Below are 22,036 nucleotides of genomic sequence, written 5' to 3'. Positions count from 1 at the left end.
ATTTTGGATCTGCGATTCTGGTGATTAGTTCAAGAACGCGGTGGATTCCGGCGTTTGGCGACGCGGCGGGCGGCGGTCCTCGGGAAGTTTGAACGGCGCGATCGAAACGCGAAGTTCGTCCGAAAGCTCGACAAGCAGCTTGACGGAATCGGCAGCGCGCTGCGAGCCAAGTTGGACGAGTTCCGTGACCTGCGAGATGTTGGTCATCGCCTTTGATATGTCATCCGAACTCGCGGCCTGCTGTTTGGCGGACTCGGAGATCGAATTGATCAGCACCGCAAGACGAGTCGAGACCTGCTCGATCTCGATCAGCGTTTGACCGGCCTTGTCGGCGAGCGTCGAACCGATGACGACCTCGTGGATCGTTTCTTCCATCGACGCGACGACGTCTTTGGTTTCAGACTGGATGGTCTGTGTCAGCGCGCTGATCTGCTGCGTCAGTAGATTCGAGCGTTCGGCAAGCCGTTCGACCTCTTCAGCCACGGTCGCAAATCCTTGGCCGGCCTCACCGGCAGCGGCCGCTTGCAGGCTGGCGTTTAGCGCCAGCAAGCTCGTGCGGTCCGAAAGGTCGTTGATAAGCGCGACGATGTGCGAGATCTCCTGCGAGCGTTCACCCAACTTCTTGATGCGTTTCGCGGTTTCTTGAACCTGTTTGCGGATCGAGTTCATCGCGTTGATGTTGTCCTGCACCGCCTGCGTTCCATAACGGGCATTGCCGAGCGAATCGGCCGCAACCTGGGCCGAGAGCGTGGCGTTCTCCGAAACTTCCTGGATCCTCAACGCCATCTGCGAGATCGCAGATGTGGTCCTCGAGATCTGCGACGCCTGCGCCTCGCTGCCGCGTGCGAGCTGTTCCGTCGTATCGTTGATCGCATTCGCCGACGTCGAGATCTGAAACGTCACGTCTTTGACCTGTTTGATCAGCGAGCGCAGATTCTTCGTCATCAGGTTGAATGCCTGCGCAATGGCACCTGTCATTTCCGCGGAAACCTCGGCGTGGACCGTCAGATCGCCATCGGCCACATCCGAAACTTCTTCGAGCAGCTTGCGGATCGAACGTTCGAGCAGGTCCCGCTCTTCTTGCGTTTGGACGGAAACTCGGAGCTTTTCGATCATATTGCGGAAAGCGTTTCCGAGAGCGTCGGTGTCCGAACGCGGCGACACTTCGGCCGAAAGATCGCCGAGGGCGATTCGCTCGGTGACGTTGTTCTTTTCCTGCAGGTAATCGGAGATATTCTTGAGCGCGTCGAAGAGGTCGCTGTGGTTTTCCGGCAGTTCTTCAAACAGTTCGCCATTCGAGATCTGATGGGCGACCTCGGCCGCGTCGCGGATTTGGCGGTTCAGTTTCAGGGTCGAGTAATTCAGGGCGAGAAGCGCGAAAACTGCCATCACGACCGCGAACGCGGTTGTCAAAACGCCGGCGAGTTTGTTCTGCGTGAATCCGAAGTGCGATGCGACGACAAGTCCGCCTCCCAAAAGCAGAAACAACACGGCGAAGAATGAGAAGAGCCGCGTGACGAGATTCCACAAGAGATTCGATTGATACATATTCCTCCCTAAAGCGCTTCAACCGCTTCCGATTTGCGTTCTTCGACTTCGTTGCCGAACATCGAATAATCCGGTCCAGAGGAGGTCTCCTCGGCCGTCTCCCCGAGTTTGAATGGTGCCGCGGCGTTTTCGATGTTTTTCAACGCGACCGCAAAACCTGCCACCGACTGCTCGGTTTGCCGGAGGTCGCCGATCATCCGCTCAGACTCGTCGATCGAGCCTTCGAAAACCTTGTAGGCGCGCTCGCTGCGAATGCTCTGCTCACGTGAATTCGCCGTGATCTGTTTCTGGAGTCCGACGAACTGCGAGAGGTATTTCTCGACCTCGCCGACGCTGTTCCCGGTTTCAAGAACGAGTTTGGAGAGATCTGAGATCTCCTTGGTTGCGGCGCCGAGAGAACGTTCGACTTCGCCGATCTCGACGGAGATCGATTTGTTCAACACCGATATGTGCTTGTTGGTGTTGTCTGCCCGCTCCGCCAGACGCTGGATCTCGTCGGTGACGGCCGAGAAACCGGAGGCCTTGTCGCCCGTCTCGCCAGCCTGGATCGAAGCGTTGAGGGCGATCATATTCGTCCTGTGAGCGATGTCCTCGACGGTTTTTGCGATCTTTGTGATCTCCTGCGAGCGTTCCGTCAGCCGGCTGATTCTGCCGACCGCTTCCTGGATCTGTTTGCGCAGCGACCCAAGACCATTGCGGTTTTCAAGCGTAAATCGCGTTCCGCGCTGCGCAGCTTCAAGCGAATCGTTGCCAAACGCGACCGCTTTTGAAAGGTCATCGGCGATCTTCTCGATGCCGATCGGGATGTTCCGAAGTTCGGCGGCTGCCTCGTTCAAGTCGAGTACTCGTGATTCCTTGTGATTGATCAAGCCTTGGAGCGTTTGCCGGATCTCGTGCGCGTTCGTTCTCGAGAACTCCGAATCAAGTCGGATCTGCGTGACGATCTCCGAGAGGCTGTTGATCAGAAACCGGAGTGTCTCGGAGATCTCTTTCGTCTCCTTGAAGTCCGCGCGAATTTCGACAGCGAGATTGCCCTTGCGAACCGTGGAGATATCGTCCTTCACCTGCGCGACCGCAAGCTGAAGAGTTTCGAGCTGTTGTTTTGCGTCGATCGATTCGGAAACTTTGGCGAGCAGTTTCTGAAAGGAGCCGCTCAAACGGTCCGAGCCTTGCAATGGCGAGAGCGCGACGTCCGTATTTCCGTTCGCGACTTCATCCATCAGCGAAACAACGGTCTGCATCTGGCGGCTGTTACGGTGGAGCGTCTGGAGAAGTTCGTCGGTTTCGACCGATCCGGTTGTTTTCGGCAATGAAGTCGTCGCGCTCCTTTCGAGACTCTTGGCGAGCATCCCGACCTTTTCAATCGGGGTAACGAGTTCGTTGGAAAGCCACCAACCGAAGACCATTATGCCGAAGGCAAGAACGAGGAACGGAACGAAGATCGCGTAAAACGTGTCATCGACAACGAACGAGACGACAAGATACGAAATCAGTCCGAACGTGCAGATAAAAAACGCCATCGCGCTCGTCGCAAGCCAAATCTTACCTCTGAGCGAGTTGAGAAGTGAATTCGCGTTATAGCGGGCCATAAGTGTCTCCGAAGCGAGTTTCGATTGGATCTGATACGCCGAGTGCGCCTAGGTTTTGGTGATTGAAGCAAAAAACCGGTCGATGTCGAACAATCCGATGGAGTTTCCGTTGATAGTGGCTCGCGCGAGAATGTTCGGATCTTCGGTCCGCTCGATCGAAGAACCCGGAATCGCGACGATCTCGGAGATCTTGTCTGCCAGGATTCCGACCAAAGTGTCGAACTGCGGGGTTTTGAAGATCACGATCTTTGACTTCGGAGTAATTCGAGGCGCCGACTTTCCCAGGTTGAAATTAACGATCGCAACGATGTCGCCGCGCAGGTTCGAAAGCCCTTGGAGCCAGGTCGGCGAATCAGGCAAATGGGTCAACGGAAGCGGATGGGCAACCTCTTTGACCGCAACCGCCGGAAGTGCGAAAAACTCGCCCTCGATTTGAAAGACGACGAATTTTTCACATTCCGAAACTGAACCGATGTTTTCGTCCGGGTCGTTGAGGTCCAGAACCGAGGAAAGATCAATATCGGCATTAACGCTGAGAGTGAGGTTTTCCATTTTTAGCTCAGGTAGTTTTCAACGGTCTTCATCAGTGTTTCAGGGCCGAAGGGTTTGGTGATGTAGTCCGTCGTGCCGGCCATTCGACCGCGAACCTTGTCGAAGAATCCGTCCTTGCCGGAGATCATTACCACCGGAACGTCTTTCATCTCGGCGTTGTTTCGAATCAACTTGCAAACCTGATAACCATCCATCCGCGGCATCGTGATATCGAGCAAGATCAGATCCGGCGTCAAGCCGTTCAGCTTCTCAAGTGCGTCAAGCCCGTCGATGGCGCAGACAACTTCATGGCCGCATTTTTCGAGTTTGCTCGAGATCAGCTTGCGGACCGTCGGGCTGTCGTCGACCACCAGGATCCTGCGGTTCTTTGACATCGATTCCTGCGCGCTTTGCTGTTTTTCAAGTTCTGCGAGGCGTATCGCAAACGAGTTGACCTGGGCGTCGAGAACGACGTTGCTCGGATTGGCCTGAACCGCCTCTTGCAGATACATATAGCCTTGGCGGTAGTTCTTGAGATTCACGTGGCCGATTCCGAGCGAGGCGAGTTGGTCGGCATTCAGGCCGTAGCTCTCGTGCTCACGTTCGAAACTCGCGACCGCCTGGGCAATGATCTCTTGATTGATTTCATTGTGATTGAAAACGCTTTCAAGATCCGTCAGGCTGAGCAAGGCGTGGCACGAGGCACAAGAGAAAGATAGTTTTTCATTCTCGGAGTTGCAGAACGGACAGAGCGCCAGTTCGTTTTTGACTTCCACGATCGGCTCAGGCATCGGGGCTTCCGGCTCGCTGACCGTGGTCTCGGGCGCGTCAAAGCTCATCGGTTCGGCAACCGACTCCGACTCATACGTTTCCCAGTCTTTTTGTCGCGTCGGTTCAGAGAAAGCCGACTCCGGAGCCTGGTGGAAATATGCGGGTTCCGGCGTTTCCTCGAAATACGTGGGTTCCGGCGTTTCCTCGAAATTCGGCATTTCCGCGACATACTCGAAACGCGGGTCCTCGTCCGCCGCCACGGGCGCTGATTCAAAGTGATCTTCGGGGGCGGGGGAGAATTGCTCGAAAGGCTGATCGCCGTCGTTCGCCGATAGGGCTTCATTCGATTGTTCGATCGGCGCTTTCGGAACGTAGCCGACGAACACCTCGGGGGAAGTGTTTTTCCATTCGGCTTCATCTTTCGGAACTTCCTGCATCGCTTGGTCGTCGGAGTACGAATCGAAGCCGCTGTCGGGGTTAACTGCGACGTCGGCCGCAGATTCCCGGTCAGGTGACGATGTGCGGAGCAAAGCGTCGAACGCTGCGCTCATTTCAGTTTCTTCAGCTTCGATCTCGGCCGCGAGTCCGTTTTCGAAGTCGGGGCCCGCGATTGCAAAACCCTTATCCTCACTCTTCGAATCGTTCGATTCATCGTCAAGCGATTCGACCGGTTGATAAACGAAACTCGGGATCGAGTTCAGATCCTGGGTCGGACTGTCAGGCGCCGCATATTCTTCAACTGCACCGAAACTCTCCGAAACTTCTTCTGGTTCACTGTCGAGGCCATTCTCAAATGACGTATGCGCGTCGTCGAACTGTTCGACGTTTTCACTTGCATCGACTTCCGCCTGCGGGCATTCCTCGCGTGCCAGAAAAGTCTCCGGCGCATCCGATTCCACGTCCGAGAACTTGCTCGTATCCGAGTTTTCGACCATCGATCGCCACGAGGCGAGACACGCGCGGGCCATTTCGTTTTCGGGGTTGAGAGTCCTGATCTTAAGCAGGCTCTCGGCGCGTTCCTCAAATGAAGTCGCGAGATGTGCCTTCAAGACCCACGCGTCTTCGAGTGAGTCGTTTTCGTCGAGGACGATGGCCAGCATCTGTTGTGCGGCGGAGTGATGACCCTCGATCGCTTCGCGAACCGCCTCGCGAAGAACCTCGGCGGCGCGCTCCGCGTGGAACGAGCGCACGGATTCGAGCGCCGTTTCGTTTTCGGGATTTATACTCAGGACCTTTTCGAATATCTGCGCTTTCTCGCTTTCCGATTCGACAACCGATGCGAGCCATAGCCACGCAAGTTCGTTTTCGGAATCGTGATCGATGGCCTGTTCGAAGCACTGCCGGGCGAAGTGCTTACGGTCCTCTTTCGAAGCGTCAACGCCGCGCTGAACAAGCGTCTTTGCAAGCAGCGATTTGGTTGCTTTCTTCCATTCGATAGCTCGCGCGTTTTCCGGGTTGACCCGCAAAACATTGTTCAGGAAGACGAGCAGTTCTTCCGGATACTCGCTTATCGACGCCAGCCAAAGCCAAGCGTTCTCATTCTCCGGTTCGACCTCCGTAACGCGCATTAGCAGCGCTTTGGCCTCGGAACGGCGGCCTTCCTGGGCAGCCTTGACTCCGGCGCGGAGAATTTGTTCGCCTTCGGACGGCGCGAATTCGTTGACGGTATCGGTTTCAACGAGTGGGAACGCGGACGTGTTTGATTCGAATTCTAGTCTCATATGTTTGGCAATGAAGCGTCTAAGCTGAAGTTGAAATTTCGGATTACTTTTTGGGGAAACGACGCAGAGGGCGCAGTTACAATCCTCCTCCGAGAGCAATATGAGTGCCACGCGCCCGCCTTTTTCATTGAACCAGCTAAGTCTATGTATTTGTTCGAATTAGGCGGCGAAAAAAAATCTGGAAAGCATAATGGAATAACAATAAAGTGCGCAAGTGACAATTATTGACACCGACTGATTGACAAAGAGTGGTATTCTCGAACTGCGGATCAACGGTTCGCAAAACCCATCATTCACGGCGATTCTCCCAAGAATTCGATCGACAATTGACAGGTTTCGTGTCGGAAACGCATTCAGTATATGAGGATTGCTGGAGACATCCATCTATGGCAAAAGCGCGAATGGTCGAATGGTATAACCCGATGCAACTGCTTCGGACGGCCAAGAAGACGGCATTTTCGACGATTATCGGCGAGAACGCGGATCCGCGGTTGGTGAATGCGCCGTCGTCTTACGGAAAGTTCTTTGACTACTCGGTTCTTCTCAAACGCACCACCGTCGGGGAATTCGAGGAAACGACCGATCTGCGAAACGAGATCTGGATCGATTATGTGGCCGACGTCGGCGACGGTTGGAATCCGACCTACGCGGTCGCCTATTCGTTGGCGCAAAAAAGCCTGAGTGTTGACGACGAGACTCTCCCGCGGGGTGAAGTCTTGATTTTCGGCGGCGATCAGGTTTATCCGACGGCGACGTCCGAAGAGTATGAGAACCGCCTCACGAATCCATATCGTACGGCCTTTGCGTCCGTCGGGGATCCTGCCGCCGAGTTTGGCCCGAACGCCGATTTAAGAGTCGAACCGCACGTCTTTGCGCTTCCCGGAAACCACGATTGGTACGACAGTCTGGTGTCGTTTTACAAGATCTTCTGCACTCATCTGTTTAATTGCCGGAGATTTGCGAATGCCTGGGTAACACGTCAGAAGCGCAGTTATTTTGCTTTGAAACTTCCGGGAAAATGGTGGTTGATCGGCGCGGATCTCCAGCTTTCGCATAATCTCGACGTCCGCCAGCTTCAATACTTCGAGTCGATCGCGGCAAAATTCGAAGCGGGGGACCGGATCATTCTCTGTGTGCCCGAGCCGTTTTGGGTCAAGGCCTTGAAGTACCGGAACATGACCGATTTCTTCCAGAAGAAAGAGGAAACTCTCGAACGCCTCGAAAGGACGCTGACGTCAACCAAGATCCATCCCGACGATCCTCCGAAGATCCGGCTCTATCTTGCCGGCGACCTTCATCATTACCGCCGGTTCGAATCCGAAGACGGCGAGCGGACGCAGAAGATCACGGCGGGCGGCGGCGGCGCTTTTCTTCATCCGACCCACGATTTCGATTTCGATGCCGCGTTTGCCGGAAAGGAAAAGTCGGAAAACGACTTCACGCTCGAAAAGGAGTATCCGGACGCCGCGACATCGAGGGGACTTGATTGGTTCAACCTCTTTGGCTTCGGTTGGCGAAACAAAACCTTCGGAATTTTCACGGCGATCGTCTATCCGATCCTGGCGCTTCTGATTCACGGCGATGCGCGCGGCGCGTTCGATTGGACGACGCTCTTCCGCGCGACCATCGACCGTCTGGTCGAAGAGCCACTTTCGTTGCTCCTGGTCGTGCTTCTGATCGGCGGACTGATCTTCTTTACGGATTCGAATTCCCGGTTTCAAAAATGGATCGGCGGATTCCAGCACGCGCTCGCGCATCTGACAGCGGCGTTCATTCTCGGCTGGCTCGCCTTTTTTCTGGCGTTGAAATTTATGGGCACGACGCCCGGAGGTTATGTGGCGTATCGCGCTGCTCACGCGACCCGGGCGAATCTTTGTTGGTTTGCTTCGGTTGTCGGTGTCGGCGCGGTCGGCGGTTATTTCATCGGATCGTTGCTGATGGGAATCTATCTTTTCGTCTCGCTCCATATATTCGGCCGCCACGACAACGAGGCGTTTTCGGCGCTCAAGATCCAGGATTTCAAGAATTTTCTGCGGCTTCATATCGACCGCGAAGGCGGACTCACGATTTATCCATTCAAGATAGAACGTGTGCCGCGAAAATGGATCGACGACGGCGAGAAGTGCCGGCCGGCAACGCCGTTCGAGCCCGAATTGATCGAAACCCCGATCAAGATCAGCTGAGGAGATCTATATGTTCCCTATAATCCTAGCCCACGGAATTGCGCGCTTCGACATACTTCGTGAACTGCTCGCCGCCGAGATCGGTCTGCCGCCTAATCCGCTTGACGATCAGTTTCAGTACTTTCGAAACATCAGAACCTACCTGAACGACCACGGATTCAATGAGGTTTTCAACACCAATGTCGATTTCGCCGGATCATTGGAGCTTCGTTCCGAACAACTGAAACTGCGGGTCGACGGTGTCATCGATCGGACCGGCGCCGAAAAAGTCCACATCATCGCGCACAGTATGGGCGGGCTCGACGCGCGGCGAATGATCGTCGATCTCGAAATGGCCGGGCGCGTGGCGAGTTTGACGACGATCGGGACACCGCATCTCGGAACTGTCCTCGCCGATCAAGTAATTGCGAACGGCGGAACGATGCTCATCGAAGCCCTCGAAAAAGCGGTCAATATCGACCTCGACGGTTTTCGTGATCTGACGACCGGGGCGTGCGATGAATTCAACCGTCGGGCGGAAGACGCCGAAGCCGAAAATGCCGTTTTCTATCAAACATTCGCGAGCTCGCAGAAGAGCCGAAACGTGTTCCTTCCGCTGCTTCCTTCGTGGTTTGCGATTAGAGCGCTTGACGGTGCGAACGACGGACTGGTCTCGGCGCGGTCGCAGCGGTGGAAAAGCGAACTCGCAGGATCAGGCGGACAGAGAAAACCGATTAGGCGAAACGAGTTTCCGATTCCGGCAGATCATCTCAACCAGGTTGGCTGGTGGGACTGGCAGGAAGCCGTAAGCCCACTTCTTGGTGCAGGTTATGCGAATCAAAGAGCGAGCTATGAGAAACGCGTCAAAGACGTCTATCTCGCGATCGCCCGCGGTCTCGCCGAACTGCCGTGAGGTGCGTCGCGTCTTGCGTCACCCGATCAATTTGATTGACAATGAGGCGACCGTCTATGTCAACCAAAAACGTACAATTCGACATCGTCATCATCGGCGGCGGACCGGCTGGTCTGTCGGCGACGATGTGGGCCGACGAACTCGGACTTTCGGCGATCGTTCTCGAGCGTTCGGGCGAACCCGGCGGACAACTCCTCGAAACCTACAATCCGATCAAAAATCATCTCGGGATCGAGGCTGAAAACGGCCGCGAAATGCGCGATATCTTTCTGCGCCAACTCGCCGGGCGAAACCTGTCGATCCGAACCGGAGCCGGCGTTGGTGCGATCGACGCGGCCCGCCGCGCGGCAACATTGGCGAATGGGGACGAAGTGAATGGCCGCGCATTGATTCTCGCGACCGGCGTACGACGGAGGCGTTTGGGAGTCGATGGCGAGGCGGAGTTCGCCGGGCGCGGTGTCATCGACTCAGGCAAGCGGAATGCCGAAGCCGTCCGGGGCAAGCACGTCGTGATCATCGGCGGCGGCGACGCAGCGCTCGAAAACGTCCATATACTGGCGGCGAATGCGGCAACCGTGACGCTCGTCCATCGCCGATCGAATTTCAGTGCGCGCGACGAATTCCTGGCTCCCGCGCTCCGGCTTCCGAATGTTCGTATGTTGACCGATACGGTAGTCGAACGCATCGTCGGCACGGAAGTCGTCGAATCGGTGTGTTTGCGCGGTCTTCGCGACGGTCGGACAGAGGCCGTGGCCGCTGACGCGGTTCTCATTCGGATCGGGGTCGAACCCAACACGGAACTCATTAAGGGTCAGATCAACACGGATCCGGCGGGCTACATTTGCGTCGATTCCGAAGGCCGAACCTCGGAGACTGGCGTTTACGCGATCGGCGATTGCGCCAATCCCGCAGCCCCGACGATAAGCTCCGCGGTGGGCGCCGGCGCGACCGCTGTAAAGTCAATTTTTTGTTGGATTAATCAGTAATTTGCAGTTATAATTCGACAGCGATTTCGCCCGAAAATTTGAATTTCATACAAAGTTTCAAATTTTTTCTTTTTACGTTCTCGTCGGACATCCGCTTTTGTTTGGATTTTGTTGACTTTTTCGCCACCGGGTGCCGTGGAACGCAAAATGCGTTTCCGCATAATTGTCATATTTGCATCAGCCATTGTCCATATTCAAATCTCAAGGAGGCACTATGATTAGGAGCAACTTTATCAAACGGTCATTCGCGGCTCTAACCGCATTGACTCTCGCCGTTCTGATGGCCATCAGCGTCAGCGCTCAGTCGGGAACGACGAGCATCAACGGCGCCGTCACGGACCAGGTCGGCGCGGCCGTTCCGGGGGCGACTGTCAAACTGACGAATCCCGACACCGGATTTTCGCGAACTGTCACGACCAATAGTGACGGTGTCTACGCTTTTTCTTCGATCCTTCCCGGCACTTACACGATCGAGGTCGAAGCGGCGAAGTTCAAGAAAGTGATCAAGCGAGAGGTCAAAGCATCGGTTGACTCGACCATCGCGGTGAATATTTCACTCGAGCCGGGTGAGGTTTCGGCGGTTGTCGATGTGACCGGCGGCGACATTGAATCGGTCATCAATACGCAGGATGCGACGGTTGGCAACAACTTTGTCGCCCAACAGATCCAGCAGTTGCCGACCGACTCGCGCAACATCCCCGACCTGCTCAGCCTGCAGCCCGGCGTAACCAAGGAAGGTTATGTTTCCGGCGGCCGCAGCGACCAGGCGAATATCACGCTTGACGGCATCGACGTCAACGATCAGCAGACCGGCGCGGCATTCTCGTCGATTCTTCGCATCACGGCGGAGTCGATCGAAGAGTTCCGCATCACGACGACCAACCCGAATGCAAATCAGGGCCGTTCGTCAGGCGCTCAGATCTCGCTCATTACCCGCGGCGGCACGAACAAATGGCGCGGGGCGCTCTTCGAATTCCACCGTCCGGAACTCGGATCGGCCAACAATTTCTTCAACAATGCGGCCGGCCGTTACACTTCGGCCGACTTCGCCGTACAGAACGGTACGGCAGTTGCGGGCGACGAAAGGGTTCCGCGTCCGAACCTGAAGAGAAACATTTTCGGCGGCGCGATCGGCGGCCCGATCCTCAAAGACAAGCTTTTCTTCTTCTATTCGTACGAAGCCTATCGCGAACGCCAGTCGATCTCGGTCGTGCGCACCGTTCCGACGGCGAGCCTTGGACGCGGCGAATTGAAGTTCATCGGAAGCACCGGCGCGCTGGTGACGCTCACGAGAGCGCAACTCGACGCGATCTTCCCGGTCGTGCTTATGAACCCTGCGTCGATCGCGGTTTTGGCGGACGCGGCGAGAAAGTACCCGGTAAACGACAATTCGGTCGGCGACGAACTCAACACCGGCGGCTATCGCTTCAACGCTCCGGCACCGGTCGATCTGAATACGCATATTGCGCGCTTCGACTGGAACATCAGCGAAAATCAGTCGCTGGCATTCCGTGCCAATTACCAGCAGGATTCGTCCTTGCAGGCGCGGTATTTGCCGGACACGATCTCGCCGGAGTTCTGGAGCCATCCGACCGGCTTTGGGGCCAGCCACAACTGGACCATCAATAACCACAAGGTGAACAATTTCCGATACGGCTTTACGCGTCAGGCGTTTACGTCTGGCGGCGATTCGACCGAAAACGGGATCACTTTCCGTTTTGTGTTCCAACCTAAGGCTTTCAGCAACGCTTTGAGCCGCATCACGGAACTTCAGAATTTCACCGACGACTTTACGTGGATCGCGGGCCAGCATACGTTTCAATTCGGCGGCAACGTCCGATTGATCAGCAACAAACGGGAGAGCCTGGCGAGTGCATACGATTTCGCGACCGCGAACCCGTCATTTTATGAGTCATCGGGTCGTGTTCTCGATCGTCCGATAACCGCCGCGGGTTTCACGGTGCCTGCATCGTCCCGGACGTCCGTTCAAAACGCCGTTTCGGCGTTGATCGGAAGATTCTCCCAATACAATGGCAACTTCAACTACGATATCTCGGGCAACATTCTCCCGACCGGAACATCGATCGTCCGCAACTTTGCCACCGAGGAATACGACTCCTATTTCCAGGATATCTGGAAGCCGTTCCGCAACCTGACGCTGACGATGGGTATTCGCTACGCACTTAGCCGTCCGGTTTATGAGAAGGACGGTTTACAGGTCGTTCCGAACCAACGCCTTGGCGACTACTTCGAACGTCGTGCTGCCAGCGCGGCGGCCGGGACCGCGTTCAACGAGCTTATTCAGTTCGAACTCGGCGGACCGAAGAACAACGCTCCGGGCTTTTACAGTATGGACTGGAACAACTGGCAGCCGCGTGTTGCGGCAGCTTGGTCGCCGAACTTCAAGAACAAGATCCTGAAGGCGATCTTCGGTGGTGAGAACGAAGCGACGTTCCGCGGCGGCTTCGCGATGACCAACGACTATTTCGGTCAGCAGTTGGCCGTTACGTTCGACGGGCTGACGACGCTCGGCTTCACGACTTCGGATTCGATCGCGGCGAACACGTACAACGTGACCACGAATCCGGCACCGAGGTTCACGAACTTCGGCCAGTCAATTCGGACGCTGCCGAACATTTCGGCTCCGAACCGCTTCCTGACGCCGGCGGACGAAGATCAGCGCATTGAATCGTCACTCGATCAAACGCTGGTTTCACCGCAGCACTATACCTGGAGCTTCACGTACGGTCGTCAGCTTCCGAAGGGTATGTACGTTGAGGCGACCTACACCGGCCGCAAAGCCAAGAACCTCTTGGCGACCCGCGACATTATGGCGCTCAACAACCTGGTTGACCGCGTTTCGGGTATGGACTGGTACACGGCCGCCGGCAGACTGCACGATCTTCGCGCGGCGAACACGCCGATCGAGAACGTTGCTCCGATCCCGTATTTCGAACGTTTGTTCCCGGGACTCGGCGGTGCCTATACCGGCGAGGCTTTCACGTCGACGCAGGAAGTTTACGCTCTTGTTGCGCGTGACTGGTTCGATATTTTGGACTGGACCTACGTTCAGCTCTTGATTGACGACGACCCGAACGGCACGAATCTTTGGAGGAACCATTTCTTCCATCCGCAGTATGCGGCGTTTTCGGCGTTCAGCACCGTTGCCAAGTCGGACTATCACGGCGGATCGCTTTCGTTCCGCCAGCGCCTCGGCAATACGTTGAGCTACGACGTCAACTACACGTTTTCGAAGTCGTTCGACAATGCGTCTGGTCTGCAGACGGCCGGAACGTATGGTTCGGCGTTCATTCTGAATCCGCTCCGTCCGGACGATAACTACTCGTTGTCCGATTTCGACGTGCGTCACGTTGTCAATGCCAACTTCATTCTCGAAATGCCGTTCGGCAAGGGGCGTCAGTTCTTCAGCAATATGAACTCGGTGGCCGATGCCTTCCTCGGCGGTTGGCAGCTTTCGGGTATTTTCCGTTGGAACACCGGTTTGCCGACCCAAACGCCGTTTGACTCGGCACAGTGGGCGACGAACTGGAACGTCCAGTCGAACGGTGTTCGCGTTCGTCCGGTCAACGGAACGGTTGTCCGTTCGACGGGCAATATCTTCAGCGACCCGATCGGTGCGTACCAGTCGTTCAGAAATGCCCGTCCGGGCGAAACCGGCGACCGCAACGTTCTTCGCGATCCCGGCTATTCAGCGATGGATATGGGACTTTCGAAGTCGTTCAATATGCCCTGGGAAGGTCACAAGCTGCAGTTCCGTTGGGAAGTTTTCAACATCACCAACACGCAGTACTTCCAGACGACGAACGTGACACGCGGTTCGCTCGGTCTCGGCCAGGATCCGGAGATTACCGAACCCAGCTCGGAGTTCGGCAAGATCTTCACGGATATTCAGGGCCAGCCGCGCCGAATGCAGTTTGGTCTGCGTTATTCGTTCTAGAATTTGCGGATCCTCGGATCTGTTTTTCGGGCTGAAGCAAATTGCTTCAGCCCTTTTTTTGTTTTGGAGAAACGTTCAACACTATTACGCAATGGAAGGAACTTCCCGCGAAATATGCGAAAAACAGGATGAGAAGTGCGGTTGTTCGCGCTTTTGGCGATGTTTCGCAGAAAAGAGAATTCCGGATTGGAGCCACGATGCCGACCGGATCTCCATTGCGCTAACGGGCGGCGAAAGCGTCGTTCCCGGTTGCCTGATGCAGATGTTTCGTATCGTTGAGGGCGAGGACGCGGATGTTGTTTCTGCCGCGGATCTCGAATCGGTTGATGCCGCAGTTCGAGGTCACGAGCCAGGGAGTCTGTTTGGTAAAGCGATTGATCGCGCCGATCATCTGCAGCGTCATATAGCAGATTGCGCCGGTGTGCGAAAAGATCGCGACCCGTTCGCCTTTATGGTCGTCGACGATGTTTTGAAGCTCGCCGTTGACGCGCCGAAGCAATTGCCGATAGCTCTCGCCCTTGGTGATGATGTGGTTGATGTTTCGATTGACGAGCGCGTAATAGTCGTCCGGATGACGCTCTTTCGACTCGTCAAACGTCAACCCTTCAAGGATTCCGACGTGTCGTTCCCGAAAGGCGGGAGTTTGTATGATCGGAAGGCTGAGCAGGTCGGACAGCGGCTTTGCCGTCTGCACGGCGCGCAGAAGATCGCTTGAGTAGATCGCGTCGATACGTTCCCGCGCGAGCGCTTCGGCCGTCGTCTTTGCCTGGTGAAACCCGAGTTCCGACAAAGGGGTCGCCGAATGTCCGCCGAAACGTCCTTCGGCGTTTCCCGCGGATTGTCCGTGGCGGATCAGATAAAGTCGGGTCACTCGCATTTTGGATCTTGGATCGGCAATTTTGGATTGTCTCAAGCGACTTGACGCGTGATTTGTTTAGAAATCCGGATTCCCAAATCCAAAATCTAAAATCCAAAATCGAGAATTGTCAGGCTGCCTTTACTTCGGCCTTGAGCTTCTCCGTTTGGTAATGCGTCGTCAGGCCGTTGATGAACTCGTCGAGGGCGCCTTCCATCACGAGGTCGAGTTGATAGACCGTAAGGCCGATGCGATGGTCCGAAACGCGGTTTTCCTTGAAATTATAGGTCCGGATCTTTTCGGAGCGGTCGCCGCTGCCGACCATTGACTTGCGTTCGGCCGAAAGTGCTTCGTGCTGTTTCTGCTCTTCGAGTTCCTGGAGACGCGCCCGCAGGATTCGCATCGCCTTTTCCTTATTCTTGATCTGCGATTTTTCGTCCTGCATCGAAACCACGACGTTGGTCGGCAAATGGGTCAGGCGAACGGCCGAATAGGTTGTGTTGACAGATTGGCCGCCGGGACCGCTCGAGCAGAAATAATCGACGCGAAGATCTTTCGGATCGACCTGGACGTCGACTTCCTCGGCTTCCGGAAGGACAGCGACCGTGATCGCCGACGTGTGCACGCGGCCTGCGGTTTCCGTCGCCGGAACGCGCTGGACGCGATGGACTCCCGATTCGTAACGCATTTTCGAATAGACCTTGTCGCCTTCGATCACGGCCGAGGCTTCCTTGATCCCGCCGACACCGGTTTCCGAAGCCTCGAGAATCTCGAATTTCCAGCCCTGCCGTTCGGCATAGCGTGCGTACATCCGCAGGACTTCGGCCGCAAAAAGCGTTGCCTCGTCGCCGCCGGTGCCGGCGCGAATCTCGACGATGACGTTTTTCTCGTCGTTCGGGTCCTTTGGCAAGAGCAAAAACTTCAATTCCTCTTCGGCTTTCGGCAGTTTCGCCTCGATCTCGGAAATCTCCGTCTGAGCCATTTCCCGCATTTCATCGTCGTCGGCCAGTTCAAAAAGTTCGCGCGCGCCCGCAAGCCCTTCGGTCATCTTTCTGACCTCGCGGTATTTTTCGACTATCTCGCCGAGTGACCGATGCTGTTTCATCAGCGTCGTGTAGGCGGCGATATCGGAAGTGACGTCCGGCGCCGAAAGCTGCTCGGTGATCTCTTCGTAGTTCTTTTCGATCTGTGCAAGTTTTTCTAACATTTTTTCTTGGGAGTTCCGCCTTCAGGCGGCCCCTTCAGTAGCTTAAGTCGATGTTCGCTAAAGGAATTGCCGCCTGAAAGCGGACTCCGAACTAGTTCTGCGGTTCCAATCTGAGTGACTCGTTCAGCGAAACGATCGCGACTTCGAGTTGATCGTCATCCGGTTCCTGCGTCGTAATGTTCTGCAGCCAAAGCCCCGGCAGCGTCATCAATTTGAAGATCGCGCCGGATTCTTTCTTCGCGGCATAGCGAATCACTTCATAAGAGAGACCGGCGACGAGCGGCATCAAGGCGATTCGAACGATCAGGTTCAACCACATCGCCTCGAAATTGATGACCGAGAAAAGAACGATCGCGACGAGCATCACGACCATCAGGAACGAGGTTCCGCAGCGCGGATGCTGCCGGCGCTGCGGACGGGCGTTATCGACCGAGAGATCTAATCCGGATTCCCAATTGAAAACCGTTTTATGCTCGGCGCCGTGATATTCGAAAACTCTTCGGATGTCCTTCAGGAACGACATCGAGAAGATCATTATGATGAAAAACAACATCCGGATCAGACCGTCGATAAGGTTGAAGCCGACCCATCCGCCAAACGAATCGAGTTTGATCTTCCAAACGTAGGCCTTGATGAATTCAAGCCAGCTTGCATCTGCCGCGATCGTCGGCAATGGCGCCCAGCCGAGCCACATAAACAGCAGATTCGTCAGCACGAGCGGTGCGACTATAAACAACGCGATGTTGAACGCCAGCGCGAAGATGATCGAACCGACCGCCCCGGCCGACTGCGACGCCTTCTTGTCTTTTGACTTTTTCGGCATCACGACCTTTGCCTTCGCCTTGAGAAAGTCCTCGTCGGTCGTGCCGTCAACTAGAATAGGAATCGTCTCAAAACCCGTTTTCTTCGCCTTCTCTTTGGCTTCGAGGTCCTCTTCGAAGATCTTCGCCGAGAAATTCAGCGCCTTGATGCCGAGCGCCATCGATTGAATCAGCGTCGCGCCGCCCCTCAGAACCGGGATGTTCATCCATTTATACTTGTCGCTCCAGCGCGGCAGTCTTTCAGCCGTCGTGACGATGGTTCCGTCCGCGCGCCGGCACGCGATCGCGTACGCTGACGGCGTGCGCATCATCACGCCTTCCATCACCGCCTGACCGCCAACGATCAGGTCTTTCTCAATCGACAGGAATAAATGCAGAAACTTTCTCATAAATCAGTTAAATTACGATGCCATTAGGAAATCCAAAGTTCGCGGCAAATCGAAAATCCAAAATCGCCAATCCCAAATGAAAATGACGCCTCGATTCTTCTTTCCGTTGCTCCAGAGTTTACACCACGAGCGAACGGCGCGAAAAAGCGTCGGCGTCAGATTCTTCTTTGCTAGTATTGACGGTTGATCAGACTCAATTTACTTGCTGCGCGCATAACGCTTGTTAAAGCGATCAACGCGTCCGGCCGTGTCGACCAGCTTCTGTTTGCCAGTAAAGAACGGGTGGCACTCCGAGCAGATTTCGATGTGCAGTTCGTCTTTGAGCGTCGAGCGGGTCTTGAAGTTGTTGCCGCACGCGCAAGTCACGGAAATTTCTTTGTAGTTCGGATGAATTTCAGGTTTCATTTTTTCAAATGGTCTCCCAGTTTTTAAGATGGCGTTCAAAACGCAATCCCTAATAATATGGGCGAGACTGACGATTCGTCAAGTTTGCACGGTTTCCGTATTCGGATTTGTGATTTCTGTGTCTGTCGGATCGTTGGCACGTGCGGTTTGGTTTGCCATCTCGTCCAACAGTGCTTCGAGCCGCTGCTCGGAGATTCCGTAGAACTCCTTCAACTTCCGAATCTCGTCATCTAAACGTTCGGCGCCGGCGGTGACGGTCACCTTCGTGCCGACGATCATATTGTTCTTCGGCGTGTGTTCGGTCGATATGAATTCGAAGATGCGCGTCGAATAACCCGAACGCTCGAGGAGCATCGAGCGCATCCCGTCGGTGATGGATTCGGCCTCGCGCTCCAGAATAACGCCGTGTTTGAGGATGTCCTTTAGCATTGCGGGCGCTTTGATCTGCGGTCGGATCTCCTGATGACAGCAGGGCGCGACGACGATCAACTCGGCGCCGGCCTTGATGCCCTGGAAGATCGCGTCGTCGGTCGCCGTGTCGCAAGCGTGGAGGGCGATCAGGATATCGACATCCTTCAGATCGTAATCTCCGATCCGGCCGTTGACGAATTCGAGCCCTTCGAACTCGGAGCCGCGCGCGATGTCGTTGCAGAGTTCAACCAACTGCGTCTTGGTGTCGACTCCGATGACCGTCACATCGAGCCCGCGGATGTTTCGAAAATAATCATACGCCGCGAAGGTCAAATATCCCTTTCCGCAGCCCATATCGACGATCCGGAGCGTTTTGCGATCCTTCAGGCCGGACTTTTCGACGAACGATTCGAGGGTTTCAACAAACCGATTGATCTGCTTCCATTTGTCGTGTTGTTTATCGCGGACCTCCCCCTTGTCGGTCGTGATCCCGAGCGCGCGCAAGTAGAAACCGCCGACATTGACGTAACGCTTCTTTTCGCGGTCGTGATCAAGTTTCGGTTTTGCCTTGAAAGTCGGTTTCGCAACGTTTAGTCGCGATTTCCCCGACTTTCCGACGTCGAGCTGAAAGTCGTGTTCAGTAGTGAAAAGGTGACCGCCGAGGAACTCGTTTCCAAGCATTTCCCGGACCAGCTTAACGCCATCCGTGAAATCGTGATTTTTCGCGGTGTCGCGTGTATCATAACGATAGAGGAAAAAGAGACGCGCGCCTTTGCGTGTTTCGATCGTTCGAATGAGCAGTTTCTGAAGGTGCTCGTCCGCGCCCCGATAATTACCTAGAGTCAATTTCACGAACTTCTCTTCGTGCAGGCTTTTGGCAAATTCGGCGATGAATTTCTCGACGTTTTCAATCATTTGGATCAATGCTACCAAGAACGAATCATACGAGAAACCGATGAAGACAATCAACCAAAATGACTTTTTGAATTCGATGCTCGCATTGGTCAAAGAGACTTTCGAGGGAACCGAGACCGATCACGGCACGATGTATCTGGACAAGGAAACATCGTTGTTTTCGACGCTCGAAACCGTAGATGCCGAAACTGCTTCGCGATCGTTCACCGAGAATGGAACGACTATCGCGGCGCATTGCGAACATCTCAGATTCTATATCGACTTTCTCAATAACTATCTCAACGAGAACTTCGAGATTGTTAACTGGAAGGAGAGTTGGGGAACAAGTTCGGTAACGAAAAAGGAATGGAATACGCTCCGAGGGAAACTGCACAAGGCGTATCAGGCGGTCATCGACACATTTAACGACGTCGAAACCTGGGATGTTCACAAGATCTCCGGCGCGCTCGGCATTCTGACTCATACAGCGTACCACCTCAGCGCGATTCGTCAGATGTTGAAAATGCACGGGAAAATGAGAACTGAGAGGTGAGAACGGAGAATGGAGAACTGATAACTGATAACTGATAACTGATAACTGATAACTGATAACTGAAAACGGAGAACGGAGAACGGAGAACGGAGAACGGAGAAGTGAGAAGTGAGAACGGAGAACGGAGAAGTGAGAAGTGAGAACGGAGAACGGAGAATGGAGAACGGAGAACGGAGAATGGAGAACGGAGAACGGAGAATGGAGAACGGAGAACGGAGAAGTGAGAACGGAGAAGTGAGAAATGAGAAATGAGAAGTGAGAAGTGAGAAGTGAGAAGTGAGAAGTGAGAACGGAGAACGGAGAAGTGAGAAGTGAGAACGGAGAATGGTTGTCTGGTTGAGTCGTATTGGGTTCTCAGTTCTCAGTTCTCAGTTCTCATTTCTCATTTCTCACAACTCAGTTCTCAGTTCCGAGTTCTCAGTTCCCTAAAATGTTATGAATAAAGAATTTTTCTTGCGATCGCTCGCGTATCTGCTGCGCGAGACATTCGAGGGGTCGCCCGAAGGCCAATCGAGCGCGTATCTCGACCGTGGGATCGGGATTTTCCCGACGCTTGCCGCGGCATCCGCCGAACAGGTCTCACGTGTCGTCAAAGGCACGACGGCCGCAGCTCAGACGGAACACGCCAAATTCTATCTGGACCGGCTGCGCGAGTTCATCAACGGCCGCACCGAACCCGTGAAATGGGAACAAAGTTGGCTAATCGAAACCGTGAACGAGGACGAGTGGACCGCGCTTCGCGGCTCGGTCCGGCATTCATATGAAGAAACGCTGCGGCTTATCGCCGAAAATGAAGATTGGAGTGAAGACAAGGTCGGAATGGCGATGAGTATGCTCGCGCATACGGCATACCATCTCGGCGCGATCCGGCAGTTGCTGAAAGATTAGACCGTCGAAGTTCGATAACTGATATGAACCTGTTTCATTTGGCATTCCCCGTACGCGATCTGGCCGAGGCGCGTGAGTTTTACGGCGGCGTTCTCGACTGCGAGGAAGGACGAAGCTCGAATGAATGGATCGACTTCAACCTCTACGGTCATCAAATAGTCGCACACCTTGCGCCGAATTCGGGCGGCGTGCATTGCAACGAAGTGGACCGGGATCACGTCCCGGTGCCGCATTTTGGAATCGTTCTTCCGATGGAAGAATGGGAAAACCTGGCTGCGAAGCTGCAATCGAAAGGCGTCGAATTCGTCATCGAACCAAAGATCCGTTTCAAAGGTGAAGTCGGCGAACAGGCAACGATGTTTTTTCTCGATCCGTCGGGCAACGCGTTGGAATTCAAAGCGTTCGCGGATTTTTCGCAGGTTTTCGCGAAGTGATGTAAGCGTCAAACCGGACTTTTGATCCCCATCGCTAATTCAGCTTTCGTCAGTATCGAAACTATGAGATCACTTTTTGTCGCGCTTATTCTCTCGATCTCGATCTCCGCGCAGACGCGCGAGATCGCCGTCACGATCGACGATCTTCCGGTCGTTTCGACCCGATCCGATATCGAAACCCGCCGCGAGATAACGAGAAAACTGCTTGGTCACGTCACGAAAGCAAAGATTCCGGCGATCGGGTTCGTCAACGAAGGCAAACTTTACACCGATGGCAAGCGCGACGAAATGCAGGTCGACCTGCTTCGAATGTGGCTCAAAGCCGGGCTCGAACTCGGAAACCATACGTATTCGCATATGAGCCTTCACGATAACCCGCTCGATGCGTACGAAGCCGACATTCTGAAAGGCGAGGTCATTACCAAGGAACTGCTTGATGCGAATGGCTCCAAGATCACGTTCTTTCGCCATCCTTATCTTTGGACCGGTCTGAGTCTGGAAATCAAACGCGACCTCGGGGAATTCCTTCGCGAACATGGTTACACGATCGCGCCGGTGACGCTCGACAACGCCGACTGGATCTTTGCGCGCGCCTACGACAATGCGTTCGACAAAAGCGACAAAGCGTCGATGAAAAAGATCGGCGCCGCGTATGTTCCATATCTCGTTTCGAAGCTCGACTATTTCGAACGGCAATCGGTCAAGACGCTCGGCCGGGAGATCAAGCAAATCCTTCTGATTCACGCGAACCGTATCAATTCGGATTATTTGGATGATCTCGCGAAGGCGATCAGGAAGCGCAGTTACCGATTCGTAACGCTCGACGATGCTCTGAAGGACAACGCTTACAAATTGCCCGACAATTTCGTCAAACGCAATGGAATCTCGTGGCTCCACCGCTGGGCGCTCGACAAGGGAAAGGACGACATTGTTCCAGACGAACCGCGGGTCCCGGAATTTGTGTTGAAACTATCGGGTTTCGATTCGGAATAGTTTGAA

Annotated in this window: 18 protein-coding genes; 8 read left to right on the top strand and 10 right to left on the bottom strand. The window is 54.7% G+C overall.

Translation table 11 applies throughout. The annotated features are described in order from the left end of the window. Window positions 1–24 precede the first annotated feature (24 nt). From IPN69_04910 to IPN69_04895, 4 genes are read right to left on the bottom strand one after another with little or no spacing between them, the layout of a single operon-like run. On the bottom strand, window positions 25–1,548 hold the full coding sequence (locus IPN69_04910) for a methyl-accepting chemotaxis protein (GenBank protein MBK8810055.1): 1,524 nt from the start codon (window positions 1,546–1,548) through the stop codon (window positions 25–27). Window positions 1,549–1,556: 8 nt separating this feature from the next. Continuing rightward, a complete protein-coding gene (locus IPN69_04905; protein ID MBK8810054.1) occupies window positions 1,557–3,137 on the bottom strand; it encodes a hypothetical protein in 1,581 nt (526 codons plus the stop codon). Between the two features lie 48 nt (window positions 3,138–3,185). Continuing rightward, a complete protein-coding gene (locus tag IPN69_04900; protein ID MBK8810053.1) occupies window positions 3,186–3,689 on the bottom strand; it encodes a purine-binding chemotaxis protein CheW in 504 nt (167 codons plus the stop codon). Between the two features lie 2 nt (window positions 3,690–3,691). Beyond that, entirely contained in the window at window positions 3,692–4,063 is a 372-nt protein-coding gene (locus IPN69_04895) for a response regulator (protein MBK8810052.1), read from the bottom strand. 2,483 nt (window positions 4,064–6,546) lie between these two features. On the opposite strand from IPN69_04895, the gene IPN69_04890 reads away from it, so the two are divergent. From IPN69_04890 to IPN69_04880, 3 genes are read left to right on the top strand one after another with little or no spacing between them, the layout of a single operon-like run. Then, the gene (locus IPN69_04890; GenBank protein MBK8810051.1) at window positions 6,547–8,343 is read left to right on the top strand and encodes a calcineurin; all 1,797 of its coding nucleotides are present in this window, start codon (window positions 6,547–6,549) and stop codon (window positions 8,341–8,343) included. Window positions 8,344–8,353: 10 nt separating this feature from the next. After that, on the top strand, window positions 8,354–9,235 hold the full coding sequence (locus IPN69_04885; protein ID MBK8810050.1) for an alpha/beta hydrolase: 882 nt from the start codon (window positions 8,354–8,356) through the stop codon (window positions 9,233–9,235). A gap of 56 nt (window positions 9,236–9,291) precedes the next feature. Continuing rightward, window positions 9,292–10,221: an FAD-dependent oxidoreductase gene (locus tag IPN69_04880; GenBank protein ID MBK8810049.1), complete on the top strand. Its 930-nt coding sequence runs from the start codon at window positions 9,292–9,294 to the stop codon at window positions 10,219–10,221. Here IPN69_04880 and IPN69_04875 read toward each other — a convergent pair. Next, window positions 10,215–10,406 (bottom strand): hypothetical protein, encoded by a 192-nt coding sequence (locus IPN69_04875; GenBank protein MBK8810048.1) that lies wholly within the window; start codon window positions 10,404–10,406, stop codon window positions 10,215–10,217. The two genes, IPN69_04880 and IPN69_04875, sit on opposite strands and share 7 nt — an antisense overlap. A 29-nt stretch (window positions 10,407–10,435) precedes the next feature. Here IPN69_04875 and IPN69_04870 point away from each other — a divergent pair, with 29 nt between their 5' ends. Then, the gene (locus tag IPN69_04870; GenBank protein MBK8810047.1) at window positions 10,436–14,179 is read left to right on the top strand and encodes a carboxypeptidase regulatory-like domain-containing protein; all 3,744 of its coding nucleotides are present in this window, start codon (window positions 10,436–10,438) and stop codon (window positions 14,177–14,179) included. Between the two features lie 220 nt (window positions 14,180–14,399). Here the strand turns inward: IPN69_04870 and IPN69_04865 are convergent, their stop codons facing one another. The 5 genes from IPN69_04865 to IPN69_04845 form a co-directional block, all read right to left on the bottom strand. Beyond that, window positions 14,400–15,056: a histidine phosphatase family protein gene (locus IPN69_04865; GenBank protein MBK8810046.1), complete on the bottom strand. Its 657-nt coding sequence runs from the start codon at window positions 15,054–15,056 to the stop codon at window positions 14,400–14,402. Between the two features lie 109 nt (window positions 15,057–15,165). After that, the gene (gene prfA / locus IPN69_04860) at window positions 15,166–16,242 is read right to left on the bottom strand and encodes a peptide chain release factor 1 (GenBank protein ID MBK8810045.1); all 1,077 of its coding nucleotides are present in this window, start codon (window positions 16,240–16,242) and stop codon (window positions 15,166–15,168) included. Between the two features lie 91 nt (window positions 16,243–16,333). After that, window positions 16,334–17,452: a DUF1385 domain-containing protein gene (locus IPN69_04855; GenBank protein ID MBK8810044.1), complete on the bottom strand. Its 1,119-nt coding sequence runs from the start codon at window positions 17,450–17,452 to the stop codon at window positions 16,334–16,336. Window positions 17,453–17,650: 198 nt separating this feature from the next. Next, entirely contained in the window at window positions 17,651–17,857 is a 207-nt protein-coding gene (gene rpmE, locus IPN69_04850) for a 50S ribosomal protein L31 (GenBank protein ID MBK8810043.1), read from the bottom strand. A gap of 78 nt (window positions 17,858–17,935) precedes the next feature. Further along, complete coding sequence (locus IPN69_04845) at window positions 17,936–19,183, bottom strand: SAM-dependent methyltransferase (GenBank protein ID MBK8810042.1); 1,248 nt, start codon at window positions 19,181–19,183, stop codon at window positions 17,936–17,938. Between the two features lie 40 nt (window positions 19,184–19,223). On the opposite strand from IPN69_04845, the gene IPN69_04840 reads away from it, so the two are divergent. From IPN69_04840 to IPN69_04825, 4 genes are all read left to right on the top strand, one after another. Beyond that, entirely contained in the window at window positions 19,224–19,715 is a 492-nt protein-coding gene (locus tag IPN69_04840) for a DinB family protein (GenBank protein MBK8810041.1), read from the top strand. A 435-nt stretch (window positions 19,716–20,150) separates the two neighbouring features. Continuing rightward, window positions 20,151–20,603, top strand: a complete 453-nt coding sequence (locus IPN69_04835; protein ID MBK8810040.1) for a DinB family protein — start codon at window positions 20,151–20,153, stop codon at window positions 20,601–20,603. Between the two features lie 23 nt (window positions 20,604–20,626). Further along, window positions 20,627–21,037, top strand: coding sequence for a VOC family protein (locus IPN69_04830; protein ID MBK8810039.1), 411 nt, complete (start codon window positions 20,627–20,629; stop codon window positions 21,035–21,037). 63 nt (window positions 21,038–21,100) lie between these two features. Then, window positions 21,101–22,030, top strand: a complete 930-nt coding sequence (locus tag IPN69_04825; GenBank protein ID MBK8810038.1) for a polysaccharide deacetylase family protein — start codon at window positions 21,101–21,103, stop codon at window positions 22,028–22,030. The last annotated feature ends 6 nt before the right edge of the window (window positions 22,031–22,036 follow it).

The sequence above is a fragment of the Acidobacteriota bacterium genome, from assembly GCA_016715115.1.
GTDB lineage: Bacteria > Acidobacteriota > Blastocatellia > Pyrinomonadales > Pyrinomonadaceae > JAFDVJ01.
This window is presented reverse-complemented; position numbering and strand designations above follow the sequence as displayed.